This window comes from Adhaeribacter sp. (genome assembly GCF_057359045.1).
Genome location: NZ_JBMQUD010000004.1, coordinates 23,556 through 40,862 on the forward strand (window position 1 = coordinate 23,556; position 17,307 = coordinate 40,862).

At 44.5% G+C, this 17,307-nt stretch carries 17 protein-coding genes and 1 pseudogene; 17 read left to right on the forward strand and 1 reads right to left on the reverse strand.

Annotation, left to right across the window (positions count from 1 at the left end; all coding sequences use genetic code 11):
• Window positions 1–13: 13 nt before the first annotated feature.
• From ACO1R6_RS00730 to ACO1R6_RS00750, 5 genes are all read left to right on the forward strand, one after another.
• Complete coding sequence (locus ACO1R6_RS00730) at window positions 14–199, forward strand: universal stress protein (RefSeq protein WP_486261473.1); 186 nt, start codon at window positions 14–16, stop codon at window positions 197–199.
• Window positions 200–547: 348 nt separating this feature from the next.
• Complete coding sequence (locus tag ACO1R6_RS00735) at window positions 548–949, forward strand: spore germination protein GerW family protein (protein ID WP_486261475.1); 402 nt, start codon at window positions 548–550, stop codon at window positions 947–949.
• A gap of 71 nt (window positions 950–1,020) precedes the next feature.
• Entirely contained in the window at window positions 1,021–1,356 is a 336-nt protein-coding gene (locus tag ACO1R6_RS00740) for a hypothetical protein (protein WP_486261477.1), read from the forward strand.
• A gap of 198 nt (window positions 1,357–1,554) precedes the next feature.
• Window positions 1,555–1,932 carry a hypothetical protein gene (locus ACO1R6_RS00745; RefSeq protein ID WP_486261479.1) on the forward strand — a complete coding sequence of 126 codons (378 nt, stop codon included), beginning with the start codon at window positions 1,555–1,557 and terminating at the stop codon, window positions 1,930–1,932.
• A complete protein-coding gene (locus tag ACO1R6_RS00750; protein ID WP_486261481.1) occupies window positions 1,911–2,126 on the forward strand; it encodes a hypothetical protein in 216 nt (71 codons plus the stop codon). Before ACO1R6_RS00745 ends, ACO1R6_RS00750 begins: the two co-directional genes overlap by 22 nt.
• 399 nt (window positions 2,127–2,525) lie before the next feature.
• Here ACO1R6_RS00750 and ACO1R6_RS00755 read toward each other — a convergent pair whose 3' ends face one another.
• Window positions 2,526–3,053: a hypothetical protein gene (locus tag ACO1R6_RS00755; RefSeq protein ID WP_486261483.1), complete on the reverse strand. Its 528-nt coding sequence runs from the start codon at window positions 3,051–3,053 to the stop codon at window positions 2,526–2,528.
• Between the two features lie 540 nt (window positions 3,054–3,593).
• On the opposite strand from ACO1R6_RS00755, the gene ACO1R6_RS00760 reads away from it, so the two are divergent.
• The 12 genes and pseudogenes from ACO1R6_RS00760 to ACO1R6_RS00815 form a co-directional block, all read left to right on the forward strand.
• Window positions 3,594–4,046 carry a hypothetical protein gene (locus ACO1R6_RS00760; RefSeq protein ID WP_486261485.1) on the forward strand — a complete coding sequence of 151 codons (453 nt, stop codon included), beginning with the start codon at window positions 3,594–3,596 and terminating at the stop codon, window positions 4,044–4,046.
• A gap of 7 nt (window positions 4,047–4,053) precedes the next feature.
• Window positions 4,054–4,893: a hypothetical protein gene (locus ACO1R6_RS00765; protein ID WP_486261487.1), complete on the forward strand. Its 840-nt coding sequence runs from the start codon at window positions 4,054–4,056 to the stop codon at window positions 4,891–4,893.
• A gap of 12 nt (window positions 4,894–4,905) precedes the next feature.
• Window positions 4,906–5,328 (forward strand): hypothetical protein, encoded by a 423-nt coding sequence (locus ACO1R6_RS00770; RefSeq protein WP_486261489.1) that lies wholly within the window; start codon window positions 4,906–4,908, stop codon window positions 5,326–5,328.
• Between the two features lie 133 nt (window positions 5,329–5,461).
• Window positions 5,462–6,610 (forward strand): DUF6544 family protein, encoded by a 1,149-nt coding sequence (locus tag ACO1R6_RS00775; RefSeq protein WP_486261491.1) that lies wholly within the window; start codon window positions 5,462–5,464, stop codon window positions 6,608–6,610.
• Window positions 6,594–7,292: a hypothetical protein gene (locus ACO1R6_RS00780; protein ID WP_486261493.1), complete on the forward strand. Its 699-nt coding sequence runs from the start codon at window positions 6,594–6,596 to the stop codon at window positions 7,290–7,292. Before ACO1R6_RS00775 ends, ACO1R6_RS00780 begins: the two co-directional genes overlap by 17 nt.
• Window positions 7,293–7,316: 24 nt before the next feature.
• Window positions 7,317–8,102, forward strand: a complete 786-nt coding sequence (locus ACO1R6_RS00785) for a VIT1/CCC1 transporter family protein (protein ID WP_486261495.1) — start codon at window positions 7,317–7,319, stop codon at window positions 8,100–8,102.
• A 139-nt stretch (window positions 8,103–8,241) separates the two neighbouring features.
• Window positions 8,242–10,341, forward strand: a complete 2,100-nt coding sequence (locus ACO1R6_RS00790) for a T9SS type A sorting domain-containing protein (protein ID WP_486261497.1) — start codon at window positions 8,242–8,244, stop codon at window positions 10,339–10,341.
• A gap of 255 nt (window positions 10,342–10,596) precedes the next feature.
• A complete protein-coding gene (locus ACO1R6_RS00795) occupies window positions 10,597–12,771 on the forward strand; it encodes an RCC1 domain-containing protein (RefSeq protein WP_486261499.1) in 2,175 nt (724 codons plus the stop codon).
• Between the two features lie 795 nt (window positions 12,772–13,566).
• Entirely contained in the window at window positions 13,567–14,526 is a 960-nt protein-coding gene (locus ACO1R6_RS00800) for a glycosyltransferase family 4 protein (protein WP_486261501.1), read from the forward strand.
• Between the two features lie 238 nt (window positions 14,527–14,764).
• Entirely contained in the window at window positions 14,765–15,262 is a 498-nt protein-coding gene (locus ACO1R6_RS00805; RefSeq protein ID WP_486261503.1) for a hypothetical protein, read from the forward strand.
• A gap of 241 nt (window positions 15,263–15,503) precedes the next feature.
• Complete coding sequence (locus ACO1R6_RS00810) at window positions 15,504–16,166, forward strand: flavodoxin family protein (protein ID WP_486261505.1); 663 nt, start codon at window positions 15,504–15,506, stop codon at window positions 16,164–16,166.
• 302 nt (window positions 16,167–16,468) lie between these two features.
• Window positions 16,469–17,103: pseudogene (locus ACO1R6_RS00815) on the forward strand (efflux RND transporter permease subunit); the annotation flags it as partial.
• Window positions 17,104–17,307 lie beyond the last annotated feature (204 nt).

Consider the following 17,307-nt stretch of genomic DNA (forward strand, 5'->3'; position numbering starts at 1 on the left):
ATTTGAAACTGCCATGAATACGGTTCTCGTACCCACCGATTTTTCGCAGCATGCCACCAATGCCCTCCACTACGCCGCCGGCTTAGTCAACCAATCAGGTGGCGAAATAATAATGGTGCATTTCATTAACCTGCCCGTCTCGCCCCTTGATGGCACCTTGTTAGTTACCCCAATTTACCTATTGGCAGAGGAATACTAACAGGAATTAAACCAGCAAGCAGAAGCCTTGGCGAAACAAATGGACCCGTAGAACCCTCACTTAAAAGCCGGTTAACTCAGGAACCATCCCTGATAACCGGCTTTTATAGGATTAATATCTTGTTTAAATAAGAGAATATTATTATTGCATTGTTTGTTCTTTAGATACTTCCGAACTAGTCCCATTTTCTGTTGTTAATATTTTTATTAGCTTTTACAAAGCCAAATTCTAATAAGAATAGCTGAGTTCTTTACTAATAACCCTCAGCCGGAAGTTAAGACTCTTAGACCGAATTTGACCAAACCTTATTACTTAGATTTAAAATAGAAATTCTAAACTTTTAATACCATGGACACATCCCAATTAAAGCAAATTTTTTCCTCTTTGGCGGAAACTTTCACGCAAAATTCTACTGTCAGGAAAGTCTACGGAGAACCCATTGAAAGTCAGGGTAAGACTATTATTCCAGTAGCTCAGGTGTCTTTTGGCTTTGGCGGTGGGTTTGGTAGCGGATCTAAAAGAAAAGATAAAACTCCGGATTCTCCTAACCCCGAAATGAATGGCGATGGGGGTGGTTTTGGCGGTGGCTTATCGGCCAAACCCTTGGGAATAATTGAGGTTACCCCTCATGCTACCCGGTTTATCCGGTTTAATACATCGCGTTATCTTCTTATTGGCGCAGCCTGCGGTTTGGTAGTGGGTGTACTCAGCAGACGTTCCCGCCGAAAGCATCAATATCCGCCTTTATAAAGCATGCTTCTTTTACTTCGCCTTTTTATTTACCCGGTTTAAACCTTAGTTAATTTATAAACAAGGATTGCATGAGAGCCATTCAGCAGCAGTTACTAAACCCGCGCCACACCGAAGTAAACCGGATTTTTGTAAAGGCTTTACCCGAAGTGGCCTGGGAAACCGTTCGGCACTTCTATATGGCTTCTATTCCTTGGGTGCACTTATTATTTGATATTAGAACCTTGCCCGAACGGTTGCGGGGGCAGCCACCCGAGGCAGACCGCCGATTGGGCGTAGACCAGATAGCGGACAGCGGTAAAGGGTTTATGATTGTCCAGGAAATTCCGGGCCGGGAGGTGGTAGTGGCGTCGGTTGGTCTAATTCTGGCATTTAAATATTCCTTTTGCCCAAGTTGCGCCGGCTGACTTCAAATCCTTCAGTACTACGGCAGTACTCCGGGTTATGGCAAGCTGGCCTGGGCCATTTCGGTTGAGCCCTATTTAGCGGGCAGTACCATTTACCTGGAACTCCGTACCACTTCTACTGATGAGGATAGCTGGCATAAACTAAACAATTATTACCAAATCATTGGCATCGGCTCGCGCCTGATTCGGGAAGCCGCCATGCACCATTTAGTAGCTACACTTGGTAAGCTGCCGCTGCCCGATGATGAAAGGATTTTGCCGGGTGATGAATTTTTGCCACATGCCCGCTATGGCCTTACCCACCACCTGAATGTAGAAGCGCCCCCGCCGCTAATTTGGCCTTACCTCATGCAAATGGGCTGCGACCGGGCCGGTTGGTACAGCATCGACTGGCTCGACCACAAGGGGGTGCCCAGCATTGACCACCGGGTGCCCGGCTGGGAAAAAAGGAACTTGGGCGAAAAAATTTCGGCTACTCCGGCCCAGGATAGTTTTTTTGAGGTGCTGGCGCTGGAAGAAAATAAATTATTTGTGCTTGGGGGTAAACCCGACGAATGGGCGGACCTTTTAAAATGACCTGGGCTTTTATCCTGGAGCCTATTGGTACCGATGCGACTCATCTTATTACCAGAACACGGGCGGAAGCATCGCCTAAATGGGCGGAATGGCTGATGGCCAACGTATTTTATCCTCCCATCCACGGCATCATGTCGGGTGCCCAGCTACAGCACATCCGGCAACTGGCCGAGCGGGATGCCCGGATGCGGTGATAGCTGGCATAATCTGGGAAGCAAGCCTAAAATATTTTTCTAAAGAGCAATACGCTAGCCGCTATTTCTTTACATAATTGTAATAATAGAGGTAGCCTACCCCATAGAGCATCAGCACCAAGTCAATAACAATAGTTTTTATATACGTCTAACAATTATAATTTTGTAAGACAACCTATTAAAAACTAACTTATTTTAAACCATGAACTTAAATCCTGCATTGGGCAGTGTTCTTCTTAACAGCTTTGAATTAAAATTTCAATAGCAACATGCTCTCAACCAGTGGCTGCCCGGGCTTTTCCAAAACTTTGGCTTACATTTCGGAGGCAAATTTCATGGGTGTAAACTTTAAAAAGCCCACCTGCTTAGTAAGGCAAGGAGGCTTCTACCATAACCTTTTTAATGCATTACCGGGTGGCGCCTTTGGTTTAGCGGTTTATGGCGCTTATGTTGTAAGTTCCGGCGCCATAAATAATCCGGGTTACCTCTGTTTAGAATAACCAGGGCCAAGGCCATGATTAAAGTAGCCGGAAAGGCTGACCCCACGCCAAAAGGAATGATGGCACACAAAAAAATGATTCCGCCAATTAAACCAATGGTATACAACTTACCCCGCAGCAGCATTGCTACTGCAATTAACCCCTGGCCGGTTGCGATAAAGCCGATTACCAGTTGAATATGTTCACTGAACCATCCAGTAATAAATTTCTTATAAAGATCACTCAGAGTTAAATCGGCATAATCCAGGTAAACCTGGGGTGTTGCCAGTACCGTTTTCCAGTTAAACCAACAAGCCCATGCAAAAAGCAGCAGAAACCCGAAACGGCCAACCCGGGGCCACTTCCAGGCTAATACGACCATCAATATGGCTACTGCATTGGAAATAAGGTAGGCAATCAGGTGAGTTTGGTTTTCTAACCCTTTCATAATAACAAGCGCAGTTTTTTGGTTAATCTATATTTTAGGAGATAGTTACACCGGCAAAATCCGCTTTTGTTTCCTGTACTTTTATTGCTGCTCTTTTATCAGGTTTTCCGGAGTTACCGCGGAGGTGGGTTTTGTCGGACCGTTGAAAGTAAAAAATGGCAAAAAGGCCTTTGTCGTTAATCTTTTATAACTAAAATTAACATTACTTTTCTTTTAAGGCCATGATTAGCATTAGCTGGCCGGATGATTTTGGTCAATAAAACCAGTTTCTTATAAATATATAAAAGCTTTAAGTAATAACTATTTATCAATTCATTCTTTCACTACTCATCCTTCCACTATAAAAGCCTCTCCTCTGTTTCTCATTTGCAATATGTATAAAAGAAGAAGAGGCTATAAAAGCAGGCGGAGCTTATAACTGACCCCGTGGAGCTGACCGTAATCACCTTGCTTGCTGATAATTATCCTTTTATTCGGTTAAGGTAAATACTAGCTTTAACCTAATAGCATTAATTATTAACCTTTTAAATCAGCAAAAAAATGACACGGCCAGCAGAACTTTACATTCTTTACTTTCTCCTCCTGATGCTGAGTTTAAATGCCCTGGTTGGCGGAGGTGCCTTAATCCTGGAACCCCATGGCTCGTTAATGGGGCTTAATCCGGATTGGCTGCAAAACACCCCTTTTAAAAGCTACCTGGTGCCGGGCTTGCTGCTGTTTATCCTAAATGGCTTACTGCCCCTTTTTGCTCTTACCAGTTTGCTGCTGAAACCCAATTGGCACTGGGCCAATGTGTTTAATATTTTTACAAATAAATACTGGGCCTGGACTTATTCTCTTTTTACCGGCATTATCCTGATTACCTGGATAATTGTGCAGGAAATGCTTACCCATTATTTCTGGTTACAAACAGAATTTATCATTATGGGAATTCTGATAATCCTGTTCACGCTTCTGCCCCGCGTACAAAAGTATTATTCCCAGCATCATTAATTAGGCTATGCACGCGCTCCAAATTAGCCGTCAACTCACCCTTATCAGTACAGGGCTGGCTGGCTTGGCAGCGGCCGGGGGGCTGGTTTGGCCAGCCTTGTACCGGGATAAGGCGTTATTTAAATTGGCCTGGCTCGGCAACGATATCGTAACCCTAGCAGTTGTTGTTCCGCTTTTGCTATTAGCATTACTCTTCGCCCGCACCGGTTCCCAACGGGCTTACCTGGTATGGATGGGGCTGCTGGGCTACTTATTTTATAACTATGCCTTTTACCTGTTCGGGGCCGCCTTTAATGCCTTCTTTCTGCTTTATGTAGCCCTATTTTCTTTATCGGGTTATGCCTTAATATTGGGGCTTTCGGCGTTGGATGTGCGTGGCCTGGGTAAGCAGTTCCGGCCCGAAACACCCCGCAAATGGCTCAGTGGGTATTTACTTTTTATCTCGCTGCCTTTAGGTATTTTTGAGATAATGCAATGCCTGGGTTTTGTTTTTACCGGAAACTTACCACAGGCGCCCAGCTTGATTTTTGCCCTGGATTTAGCCATTGTGGTTCCCAATACGGCTTTAGCGGCTATTTTGCTCTGGAAAAAACACCCCTGGGGCTACGTGCTGGGCATCATTATGCTGGTTAAAGCCTTTACCTACGGATTGGTTTTAACGGTGTCAACCACTTTAATTGCCTTATCAGACCTGCATACCGGTTGGGACCCGCTGATGTTTTTTTATGTGTTTGTAATGGTGGGCGGTTTTATCGGGAGCCTGGTACTGCTTAAAAATTTAAAATCTGGCTTTCACCAATCCACTATCCCCTTACAAACACAAGTTGCTAGCTTACATCAACCTTAATTTTTGGGAATAATGATACCTATCCGCTACTTTATACTTTGGCTCTTTCTGCCGCTTTTAGGGGTGCTAAACGGAACCTTCAGGATAATTTTTCTTACCAGATATTTGCCCGATTTGGCAACTCACCAGGTTTCTACCCTAACCGGCATTATTTTATTTGGTGGCTATATCTGGTACGTAAACCTGCGGTGGCCATTTAATTCGGACAAGCAGGCAATTTTGGTTGGTTGCTCCTGGCTTGTACTTACCATATTATTTGAATTTGGTTTTGGGCATTATGTTTTTGGTCAGCCCTGGCCGGCCCTCCTGCACGACTACAATATTTTAGCGGGACGGGTTTGGCTGTTGGTTCTATTCTGGATAACCATGGCGCCCTTGATTTTTTATAAAATAAAACAAAAAAACGCGCCCAGCCATCCACCTCTTATTACCTAGATACGCCTTTCAAAGGAGGCAAATAATCTTAAACGCTATATTTTAAAACGCCTCAGCTTCATCATGTCCTAAGCCGTTGTTTACCCTAATCCGATCCGTCATGTTCCGATTTGCCTTTCTACTTATAATGATTTTGCACGCACTAATCCACCTGCTGGGTTTTGTAAGTGCTTTCCGGTTGGCTTCTATGCCGCAACTTACGGGCAAAACTATATTTCCGCTGCCCACTGAGGCCATCCGGCTTATGGGTTTAGCTTGGCTGATAGCAGGTGGTTTGTTTTTGGCATCCGCTCTTCTGTTCTGGCTTAAAAAAGATTGGTGGTGGATGTTAGCTGCGGCTGGGCTGGTGCTTTCGCAAGCTTTAATTATTCTGTACTGGCCCGAAGCAAAATTTGGAACCTTAGCCAATCTGATTATTGGTATGGGAATAATACTAGCATACGGTTCCTGGAACTTTAACACCACCATTACCCAAGAACTTAAAAAGTTTAATAACCAGGTCAGTCCGGAAAGAAAAGTAATTACCCAGGAAATGCTATCGGATTTGCCCCCGGTGGTGCAAAAGTGGCTGAATCGCTCCCGAGTTATAGGCAAGGAAAATATTCAATCGGTACACCTGCTGCAACGCGGCGAAATGCGGACTACCCCCGAAGGCAAATGGATGCCCGTAACAGCCGATGAATATTTTACCATTGCTAAACCCGGCTTTATTTGGGTAGCCGATGTAAAAGCAGCTCCCATGCTGCACCTGGCCGGGAGAGATAAATACGAAAATGGCCGCGGGCATATGCTGATTAAACTACTTTCGCTTTACCCGGTAGCTGATGCCAAAGGAAAAGAAACCGACCAGGGCACGCTGTTGCGCTATTTGGGCGAGATGGTTTGGTTTCCGACGGCAGCCCTCCGGAACTACATTCACTGGGAGCAATTAAGCGAAACTGCCGCTAGAGCTACTATGAGCTATGGTGGCGTTACGGCAGCAGGCATTTTCAGATTTAACCCCGCCGGCGATGTTATTAGTTTTGAAGCCAAACGCTATTACGAACGGCAAGAAGGCCCTACCCTAGAAAACTGGTTGGTAACCGTTGGCCCGAATAGTTACCGGGAATTCAGTGGCATCCGGGTGCCCACTAAATCTGAGGTAACCTGGAAACTTAAAACCGGTGATTTTACCTGGTTTAAACTGGAAGTAACCGATGTAACTTTTAACCAGGCTATAAACCAATCCGGAACGTTACAGCCCACCTTAGCCAAAACTAATTCTTATGAAATCGCCCGGTAGATACGCCCGCAAATGGATGATGCACTGTGCTTTGGGCGAATTGCTGGGTATTGGTGCTGCCGGCGTTATTGCGTTCGCCGTAAATCATACGCTCGGCGAACCTGTTACGCTGCCGCAAAAGCTAATTGTTTTGGGTTGCATGCTGGTCGCCGGAGCTGTGGAAGGCAGTTTATTGGGTTATCTGCAATGGCGGGTTCTGCAAGAGCGAATTCCCCGGTTACCAGTTAGTGAGTGGGTGGGCTGGACCGTGGCTGTGGCAATGCTGGGCTGGTTTTTAGGGATGTTACCTTCCCTTTTCTTCCTGGAGGCTACTGCTAATAATTCTCCTCAGGCTCCTGCTGCGGCGCTGGAAAATCCTTTGGTTTTATCTTCCCTTACGGTGGGGATGGGCTTGTTGGTGGGTGCCTTGTTTGGTTTGTTCCAATGGTTTTCTTTAAGAAAATATGTACCGGCGGCGGGTAAATGGATTCTAGCCAATGCTTTGGGTTGGGGTTTGGGACTAGGCTGGATTTACCTAGCTGCCTCGTGGCCTGACGAAAACACCTCGCTAACCTTAATCATTATTTCAGGCGTTTTGGGCGGGATTTTGGCTGGCCTTTCGGTTGGCTTTATTACGGGCATTTACCTGCAAAAATTAACCCAACCCAAGAGCCAGGTAGTTTATTATTTAAAGGTAAACTGATTTTGCGATTACTAATGTGCACCCATGATGAACACCCAAAAACCGTCCTCTCCTTTTGCCGGAAGTTCGATTCGGGATATAACAGCGAAGCTGAATAAGGTAAGTACGCCCCTGAATAACCGGAATAAAAATAACTACCTGAAAGATTTTGTGTATGGGGCGGTAGACGGAGCGGTAACTACTTTTGCCGTGGTGTCGGGGGTAGCTGGAGCCGATTTGTCGCCCCGGATTGTAATTATACTAGGCATGGCCAATTTGCTGGCCGATGGGTTCAGTATGGCCGTGAGCAATTACCTGGGAGCTAAAACCCAAAACCAATTTCTTCAAAAGACACGAACCGAGGAATTAACCCAAATTCAACAAAACCCGGAAGCGGAAAGAGCAGAAATCAGGCAAATCTATGCGCAAAAAGGCTTTGCCGGGGAGAACCTGGACCAGGCCGTTGCCATTATCACGGCCGATAAAACCCAGTGGACCAACACCATGCTACAGGAAGAATTTGGCCTGACCCCCACCGAAACCGTTGCCTGGAAAGCTGCTCTGGCTACCTTTATTGCCTTTCTGGTAGTTGGTTTTATTCCCGTATTTCCGTTTTTGTGGAATTACCTTTCCCAGCACCAATTAGCTAACCCCTTCTTCTGGAGCAGTATCAGTACTGGTTTGGCATTCCTGGCCGTGGGCGCCATTAAAAGCAAGTTTGTGAATAAGCCCTGGTATTCTTCGGGCCTGGAAACACTTTTACTCGGAGGGGCCGCTGCTGCCCTGGCTTACTTGGTGGGAGATTTATTAAAAGGGCTTAATTTATTGTAATATTTTAATATTAATTATAACTTTACTTAAACCATATACTGCTGTAAAAACTTACAATAAAGCCCATAATATTTTAATTTAAAGTATTACACACATGCTTACCTGTAATTGTATGTCTGAACCATAAACTAAAAAAATCATGAAGAAAGCTATACCTTATTTTCTCTCATTTCTGTTGCTAAACTTATATGCACATACCACATTAGCGCAAGGCTTCTGTAACCAAATTGCGAAAGACGACTTTGTAGGACCAGTTAGTTGGAATACAGGTTTAAGTTTTACATTGGCTAAGTTGCAGGCCAACGATACCGAAAAACTAGAACTGGCAGACTTTCCCAGTAGATTCCTGTATTATGGCGATATCCGGATAGGGATAGTTGGTTATTCTGAGACCGATAAAATGTTCGGTATATCTCTTATTCAAGGATATATTGGGCCGGTATCTTTTACGTATACTTTAAAAAAAGAACCGGAAACCCGCCTGGGGGCACCCTTCCTCATTAACGGAGAGGAGCACTTCTATGAAGTTATTCAGGTAAATGCTCAGCTTTCCTGGCAGGATGCCATGGCACAGGTAGGAGCCCGTTCTTATAATGGCCAGAAAGGCTACCTGGCTACTATTACCTCCGCTGAAGAGAATGAAATTATCCGCCAAAAATTAGAAACTTCTGCTTTAGGGCCCAGCGCCTGGTTAGGAGCTAGCGATGCGGCGGAAGAAGGAACCTGGCGCTGGGTTACTGGCCCGGAAGCCGACCGGCCCTTAAGCTACAGTAATTGGGCGCCCGGAGAACCCAATAATGCCGGTGAAGAGGAATATCTGACCATGAATCTGGCTGGACAGTGGCAGGATTTACATAAGGAGGAAAATGCGGCTACTGGTAACGCAGTTAATCTGTATATAGTAGAATACGGCAGTTCAGATAATTGTTCTAATTATTTAACCGCCACCGTCAGCGCTGCTGCAATAAGGCCAGTACCTATTCTCATTTGTCCTTTAGCTTTAACCACCAAGGTTACCCAGGCCGAGCCTTGGTACGGCATGTGGGGACCTGTAAACGGTGCCGGTTCCATTGATTTAACCGTAACCGGCGGCAACGGCTCTTATACCTACCAATGGAATAATGGCGCTACTACCCAGGATTTAGGCTTGGTTTCTCCGGGTAATTACACGGTAACGGTTACCGATGGCAGCAGTGGCTGCAGGGCCAGCACCACGGTTTACGTTGGCGTCAAGAACGATTTCCTGCGCGTGCTTTCCTCCCACAAAGATGTTTCTCGTAGCGGTACGTGGGGTGGCAGTAATGGGTCCATTGACGTGACAGTGGTGGGCGGCGTTCCGCCTTATACCTACGCGTGGGTAAGGGGGCAAACTACCGAAGATTTAACCGGATTGAACCCTGGGGTCCATCGGGTTACGGTTAGGGATGCTGTCGGCCAGCAAGCTACTACAAGCGTGTATGTTTCGGATGGTTCTTACCCGTTCTCCTTGTTTATTGACCATCAGAATGTATCGGCGGATGGGAAAAAGGATGGCGCCGTGGATTTAACCGTCTACGATGGGGTAGCCCCCTATACGTACCGCTGGAATACCGGGGCTACTACCGAGGATTTACATTATGCAGCCCCGGGCAGGTATGAGGTAACAGTAACCGATGCGAATGGTGCTACCGCTACCGCCAGTGTACTGGTAGAAGTGGGCCGCAGCCCGGTCATCATGCTTACGCCCCAAAATGTATCGGCAGCCGGGAAAGAGGATGGTTCGGTGGCTATATCCGTATATGGCGGGCTCCGGCCATTCACCTACCGTTGGAATACCGGGGCGGAAACGGAAGGTTTGCATAATGTTGGCCCGGGTTGGTATGAGGTAAGGATAACCGATGCCAATGGCGTCATGTCCGCGGCGATGGTACTGATAGAAGTTGGCCCTAACCCGAGTATAATGGCCCGTCAACCCGAGGCTGCTGATTTACTCGCCCCTTCAACCGGCTTTGCAGCTTATCCCAACCCAGCCTCTAACCGGGCAACGGTAAACTTTAGTTTGGCAAAGGCTGGCCAGTACACTTTGGATTTGTACGACATCCGGGGGGCTAAAGTAAAAACCCTGGCGGCCGGGCAGGCTCAGGCCAATAAAGCGGTAATGGTAGAAGTGAACGCGGCGGATTATGCGGAAGGGATTTACCTGCTGAAGCTCCTAACGGACAAAGGCGTTTCTTCTCAGCGACTGTTGATTGGGCGCTAAACCCAGGAGGTAAGCTTGTTACTTGGAGCTAAGCTGGTCAATTTTCTTGTCATTCCCTTACTCTACCATCCCAGGCAGAGGGATTTATATCCTCTCAGTATTCTAAAAATTAAAAAAACTAAAATTATGGAAACAGCACCTTTACTACTTCCTTCCATATTATTAAATAGTACTTTTCGCCTTTCCAAAAAGTACTTATCTGCCACAAGGCTCCTAGCAGTTTTAACTATTCTTTGCCTGATATCACCCTTAACGATGTATTCGCAATTATTGAGTAATGGCAGTAGTACCAGTTTAAATTCTTTTGCCATTACAGCTGCCGGTGACCTTTATGGTTGGGGAGCAGGAGGCTTTGTTGGTGATGGCACCCCAGCCATCAGGCGGGTTCCTGTCTATATTTCCGGGTATGGCGCTTTAGCTCACAAAATTATTGTGAGTGTTTCTTCTGGACATAGCCAAACCCTTGCCTTAGATGCGGATGGTAAAGTATATGCCTGGGGCGGGCGGTTAGGGAACGGTACAACCAACACCAGTAGAGTACCGGTACAAGTAAATAGCTTATCCAATATAATAGCCATTGCTGCCGGAGACTACTCACATTCGCTTGCTCTTAAGTCTGACGGTACCGTTTATGCTTGGGGATTTAATGAAGAAAGTCAGATAGGGAATGATATTCCTAATAATAGCCTTGTGCCGGTGCCGGTTACCGGTCTTTCGGGTATTACGGCTATCGCGGCTGGTGGCCGCCATTCTCTGGCTCTTAAAAGTGACGGAACCGTTTATGCCTGGGGAAATGGCAGCTTTGGTCAGTTAGGAAACGGAAATTATAATAATAGTCTGGAGCCAGTTCAAGTAAAAAACCTTTCTGGTATAACCGCAATTGCCGCGGGGTTCAATTATTCAATGGCTCTTAAATCAGATGGTACGGTATATACCTGGGGTTTTGGGGGATTTGGCAATTTGGGCAATGGCATATTTTACAATACATCACCCCCATATGGTTTGGCCGAGCCGGTGCAGGTTAATAAGCTTTCGGATATAAAAGCTATTGCGGCTGGTGGCTTTCATTCCTTAGCTTTAAAATCAGATGGTACCGTTTATAGTTGGGGATGGGGAAAATACGGACAATTAGGAAATGGTAATTTATATTTTGCTTCACCGGAAGGAATTGCCGAACCAGTGGCAATAAATGATTCTTATTTTAACAACATTACGGCTATTTCGGCCGGGTTTGAACATTCTATGGCTCTTTCTGCCAATGGCACCGTCTTTACTTGGGGAAATAATTTTAATGGTCAATTGGGATTGGGGTTGCAAGAATTTAATCCCAGGGCATGGCCCGAGCCAGTATTAAATTTAATTCCCGCAGGTGGAGCTTGCGATATGGCACTTACTACTAAAATAACTCAGGCCGAACCCTGGTACGGCATGTGGGGAGCTTTTAACGGTGCCGGTGCCATTGATTTAACCGTAATTGGCGGGACCCCGCCCTATACCTATAAATGGAATTCCGGAACTACTACCCAAGACTTACCAGTTGCTTCTCCGGGCAGTTACAGTGTAACCGTAACTGATGCTTGGGATTGTACCGCCACTTCTAATATATACGTAGGGGTAAAAAATGATTTCTTACGCGTAGTTACCTCGCACCAAAACGTTACCCGGGAAGGTTACAGCGATGGTGCCATAGATTTAACGGTGGTTGGGGGAGTGACGCCGGCTACTTTCCGCTGGAGCAACGGGGCTACTACCGAAGATTTAACGGGAATACCTGCCGGCATTTATAGCGTAGTAGTAACCGATGCTTTTGGCCGCCAAGCAACTACTACTGTTATAATATCTTCCCCCAATACACCGCTTTCACTTTCCGCTACTCATCAGAATGTATCTGCTCCCGGGGCACGCGATGGTTCAATAGACTTAACCGTAGTGGGTGGCGCTGCCCCATATAGCTTTGTTTGGGTTACTGGTGACTATTTTGGAAGCTTACCTTTTGCTTATGGACCCAAAACCGAAGATTTGCCTTTTGCCCAAGAAGGAATTTACACCATAATGGTGACTGACGCTGCGGGAGCACAGGCAATGCTTAAAATCAAAATTGAAGTAGGCAGGCCACCTGTTCTGCTGGTCCGTACACCCAATGCCATAGAGGATGCTTTGGCACCAACACTTAACAAATTAACGGTTTACCCCAACCCGGCCACAGATAAAGCAACCGTAAACTTTAGTTTAAAAGCTGCTGGTAAATACACCTTAGAACTCTATGATATTAGAGGGGCTAAAGTAAAAACATTGGCTGTCGGGCAGGCCCAGTTAAATAAAGAAATTGCGCTGCAGGTAAACATAGCTGGTTATGCCAAAGGCGTTTACCTGCTTAAGCTTCAAACCGAACAAGGTATCTCCTCCCAACGATTGTTAATTCAACGATAAACCATAACTATCCAGCTTATTAAAATAGTAATCTTATCAGCCCTGACCAAAACGTCAGGGCTTTTTCATTAATGCTGTTAAAGATTGCCTTATTATTTATTAGTTTTCATTTAACTAAAATTTATCGGCATTATAAGTTATAACATAAAACATCCTTTCTTATATGCCTTTATTTACTGTGGATTAAATATTTTTAAATCAATCTACATAGCAATTTGGTTTACTCAAATCACGCGTACCTTCCGGAAGTTAATAGCTAATAAAGCTATTAACTTCCGGAAGGTTTATGCTTTAAAGTAATTACCCTAGAAAATTGATGCCTTAATCTTTACCCGTTATTTAAAAATGGTTAAATAGGTATAACAGAATAAATCAAGATTAAGGATTGAACTTTAATAGCTGGTGTCAAATCCCCCCTATCCTATCTCAAAATTAATAACCAACCTCTAATAAAGTTGGTTATCAATTTAACATGATGTAAATCAGTTTTATAGCTGATAATATTCATTTAATTACTGGTTAGGGATGTTTAAGTTTGATATGAAAATTTAGGCCAAATCATACAATAGGTTGTCGAAGCAATACCAATTATTATAAGACTACGACACCACAGGGCCTCCGGCAATCCACGATTTCTCCAGAAAAGGCAATGCCCCCCGGCAGCACCCGTAAAGAAGTAATCACAAAAAAAATATAAAAATCAGCCCAAATTTTTACCGGATTTTTTGCTCGCATAACACTTAAAAAAATTGCATTCAGCATTTTAAAATTAAACAAAATAAAAATGAGGCAACAATGAGAATTATGCTCTTAGGCTGGAATAAGCCTTTTTCAAATCAGGAAAGTACAGGAATAACCAGTATTAATACAGCAGAAGCATTGGATAAATGGGTAAAAGTATCTTTAATTATACCTTTATCCGATATACCTTCAACAACAAAAAATTTAAAAATAACCGGTTTAAATAATATTAGTCTGGAGGCTATGCCGGTTAGTAATCCCAAAAGTGAAATTTTTCCATTTACCAATCAGCATCATGCCCCGGCGGTTATTCCTTGGTATGGCCCCCCCGTTTATACAGGTCAGGAGAATGCCCAAAAAAGGCCAAAATTTTCCGGAGAAGATGTTTCTACTGGTTCGGTTTGGGAGGCAAACAGCCCAGATAGCCACCAACTGCTTATAAAACCAAATTTGTTTCAGCCGGAGGAGTTTCATCAATTAAGCATGCCATCCCAAATTATACAGTATGCCCGGTATACCAGCCGTTTTGCTTCTCCTAATAACTTTAATTTAATATATGCTCATGATTTACCTACTTACCTGGCAGGTACGGAGCTTAAGTTGCGGACCGGTAAAAAATTAGTGGTACAGGTCTCCGACTTAACCTCTATGCGTACCAGCTTTAAAAACGGTGGGTGGTTAAATGAAATAGAAAAATATGGGCTTGAAAAATCTGATGTAGTTATTGCTGAAAACAACATTATTGCTAATGAATTAATAGAAATATATGGTTTAAACCAGAATAAAATAGTTATGCTTCAACCAGGAACAGCAAAAACAACTACGACAAAAAATGGTAGTTTGCCAGTTTCTGCTCCGGCAAATAGTAAGGAGGAGGCTATAAAACTTGAAAAACAAGAATTGCTAAATCAAGTAACTGCAGCGGTTCTGGAAATATTGTTATCGTTAAGTTATTTTGACTACCATGAGGAAGTTAAAGCAGAAAATCGGTTGGCAGAAACTTTTTTTGGTTAGTAGCTTAAGTTGATACAATCTTCCTCTAAAGCAATCCCTACCATTAGAATCAAAACTGCTCTGGCTTCAACGATACTACAGCGCCACTAAGACCTTCTAAATATACCTGAAACCACGAATTTTTAAAATGTTTAGAAAAGTCTTTAATTAAAAAACAGCTCATTTTGAGTAACCAGGTTTATACCTACTCTTCCCGAAGAAACACAATTCATTTGAACCTTCTAAATATAGAATCATCATGAAAAAGCGTAAAATTATTTGGTTAGTAGTGGCTGCTATTCTTTGGTGCTGGGCAGCCCTGGTAGCAGGTGAAATTTTACCAAAAATACCATTCCTTTTTGATGTCTCAACCGGTAGTACTTTGGTGGGCTTTTCTGCTCAGTTTGAATTATTTTTACTCGGAGCATTAGCCCTGTTTCTTTTCTTGTTTAATCCTTCTCGGAAGGTTTGGCTGATGGCATTATTCCTGGGGATACTGCTTCTCCTCAAAGGTATCTTGCTGGCTCCTTTGCTTCTTAGTTCCTTGGAGTGGGAATACCCGCCTTTATCTTATCTGCCGGCCATATATGCCTTTACCGAACTAATCAAATTTGCTTTATTGCTACTAACCAGTTTCTGGCTCTACGCCGAAATCATTACCATAAGCCGGGTGGAAGAAAGATATCAACTTTTTATTTCTACCCGCAAAGCTGTAAAAAATCACTTATCTCCGGAGCAAAGGTTAAATAATAAATAACCTTCTCTCTTGCTAGCCAATTCATCAGGAAATTTTCAGAAATAATAAAGCGAAAGAAGCTCTTGGAAGAAATTACCGCTTGAATCTAGTGCTTCGCCAAATTAAAAATTACAAATTAAGAATTAAAAAATGCCCGTTTTTTACCATCCTGCTTACAAAATAATTCTAAAAGTTTAATTGGAATAGCACTAGTACTACTAGCCCATGCTTGATATCAAGTACTTAATTAAGCTTAACAAACATGAAAACCTTAATCGTTTATTATTCTTTTTCCGGGAATAACCGGTTGCTGGCCCAGCACCTACAAAAAAGGCTAGATGCCGACCTCCGAGAAATAATAGAACCTAGCCCCCGGACTGGCTTTGGCATGCTACTGGATGTACTTTTCAGAAGAACGCCCAGGATTGTAGCGCCGGCTATCGACTGGGAGCTATATAACCAGGTATTCCTGATATCCCCTGTCTGGGCTGGCCGGATAGCCACCCCCCTTAAAGCCTTTCTCCGGCTAGCTAAGCAGCACCTCCAGCATTATTCATTTATTTCGTTGTGTGGTTCTGGTAATAATAAGAGGCTAAACCAAGAACTAGCCAGAATAGTTGGGCATAAACCGGAACTGATATTGGAGTTAATGGTAAATGATTTATTGCCACCAGAAAAGAAAAACAAAATAAAATATACATCGGGTTATAAAGTACAACCTGCCGATTTAAAATATTTTGACGCTGCCCTGAACAAACATTTAACTGCTTCGCAGCAATCATTGCGGCATGAACTTAATAATGGTGAGACCGCTGATTGCCATATTGCTCCTTTTGGTATATACCTGCACCGGCACCGCTTTTCGGCAGTTGCAACAGGCGCCGGTACTGGTGGAGCACTACCGGGAGCACTAAATACTGGATAAGGAAATTAATTTCTTTCAACTCCTGGTCCGGTATTATCTTAACGGCAATGACAAAGATGCTGATTATACCCGCAATCAGCAGTTACCTTTAAAAGGTACTGGTTTTGTAGTTTCACCTACGACCGGTTTTTTTATGCTGGCATTCTTCCCGGTCTTAAACTTTACCCCTCAGGCTATTATTCCGGATTATTTCCAGGCCCTAAACGGGCTTCCGGACCTTCCAATTTCTTTCCACAATCTGGCAACCGCCTAAAAGCTGCTGATGTTTCTTTCTCTGTTTTTCCTTGGGCATACCCTGGACCCGGCAACAGGTAGCGGAACGCCTGCAAACCGTGCAATCGCAAATTCCGGCGGGGGTAGCCCCCCGAACTGGGACCCGTAACCACCGGCTTAGGCGAGATTTACCCTTATATGGTGCGGCCCAGAGCAGGCTACGAGAAACAATACAATGCCATGGAATTGCGCACCATCCAGTATTGGATTGTGCGGCGGCAATTACTGGGGGTACCGGGCGTAGCCGATTTAAGTAGTTTCGGCGGTTACCTGAAACAGTACCAGATTGCTGTAGATCCGGCCCGTCTAAAATCTTATGGTTTAACCATTGCGGATGTATTCACGGCTCTGTAAAATAATAACCAGAATACCGGCGGTTCCTACATTGATAAAGGCCCCACCGTATTATTTATCCGCAGCGAAGGCCTGCTGGGCAGCCTCGACGATATCCGTCCGGGGTATCGCCCTGAAAAAAACGGCCAATAATACGCCACTCTACCTGCGCGATGTGGCGGAGGTGGATTTTGGCCACGCCACCCGCTTTGGCGCCATGACCTACAACGACCAGGGTGAATTAGCCGGGGTGGTGGTAATGATGTTGAAAGGAGCCAACAACAACCAGGTAATAAAAGAGGTAAAAGCCCGCATCGCACAAATCAATCGGGCAAAAAATATTGGCTTACCGGGCTAACCAGCCAGAGAAAAAAGTACCCGGCCGAAATTGTTTACATTGGCAAAGATGTTGCCGAGGACCGGGCCGTGGAAGTACACTGCCATTTAGAAAAAGCAGATGCCGCCCTAATACCTGGCATGTTTATGAACACCGAGATTGAAGTGCAGCGCCATGGGACTTATGCTTTACCCGAAG

What these genes read in the sequence shown, in the direction of transcription:
- ACO1R6_RS00740 (WP_486261477.1), top strand. Translation starts at nt 1,021, where the DNA reads ATGAGAGCCATTCAGCAGCAGTTACTAAACCCGCGCCACACCGAAGTA.
- ACO1R6_RS00760 (WP_486261485.1), top strand. Translation starts at nt 3,594, where the DNA reads ATGACACGGCCAGCAGAACTTTACATTCTTTACTTTCTCCTCCTGATG.
- ACO1R6_RS00735 (WP_486261475.1), top strand. Translation starts at nt 548, where the DNA reads ATGGACACATCCCAATTAAAGCAAATTTTTTCCTCTTTGGCGGAAACT.
- ACO1R6_RS00770 (WP_486261489.1), top strand. Translation starts at nt 4,906, where the DNA reads ATGATACCTATCCGCTACTTTATACTTTGGCTCTTTCTGCCGCTTTTA.
- ACO1R6_RS00790 (WP_486261497.1), top strand. Translation starts at nt 8,242, where the DNA reads ATGAAGAAAGCTATACCTTATTTTCTCTCATTTCTGTTGCTAAACTTA.
- ACO1R6_RS00810 (WP_486261505.1), top strand. Translation starts at nt 15,504, where the DNA reads ATGAAAACCTTAATCGTTTATTATTCTTTTTCCGGGAATAACCGGTTG.
- ACO1R6_RS00765 (WP_486261487.1), top strand. Translation starts at nt 4,054, where the DNA reads ATGCACGCGCTCCAAATTAGCCGTCAACTCACCCTTATCAGTACAGGG.
- ACO1R6_RS00730 (WP_486261473.1), top strand. Translation starts at nt 14, where the DNA reads ATGAATACGGTTCTCGTACCCACCGATTTTTCGCAGCATGCCACCAAT.
- ACO1R6_RS00745 (WP_486261479.1), top strand. Translation starts at nt 1,555, where the DNA reads ATGCACCATTTAGTAGCTACACTTGGTAAGCTGCCGCTGCCCGATGAT.
- ACO1R6_RS00805 (WP_486261503.1), top strand. Translation starts at nt 14,765, where the DNA reads ATGAAAAAGCGTAAAATTATTTGGTTAGTAGTGGCTGCTATTCTTTGG.
- ACO1R6_RS00800 (WP_486261501.1), top strand. Translation starts at nt 13,567, where the DNA reads ATGAGAATTATGCTCTTAGGCTGGAATAAGCCTTTTTCAAATCAGGAA.
- ACO1R6_RS00750 (WP_486261481.1), top strand. Translation starts at nt 1,911, where the DNA reads ATGGGCGGACCTTTTAAAATGACCTGGGCTTTTATCCTGGAGCCTATT.
- ACO1R6_RS00795 (WP_486261499.1), top strand. Translation starts at nt 10,597, where the DNA reads ATGTATTCGCAATTATTGAGTAATGGCAGTAGTACCAGTTTAAATTCT.
- ACO1R6_RS00785 (WP_486261495.1), top strand. Translation starts at nt 7,317, where the DNA reads ATGATGAACACCCAAAAACCGTCCTCTCCTTTTGCCGGAAGTTCGATT.
- ACO1R6_RS00780 (WP_486261493.1), top strand. Translation starts at nt 6,594, where the DNA reads ATGAAATCGCCCGGTAGATACGCCCGCAAATGGATGATGCACTGTGCT.
- ACO1R6_RS00755 (WP_486261483.1), bottom strand. Translation starts at nt 3,053, where the DNA reads ATGAAAGGGTTAGAAAACCAAACTCACCTGATTGCCTACCTTATTTCC.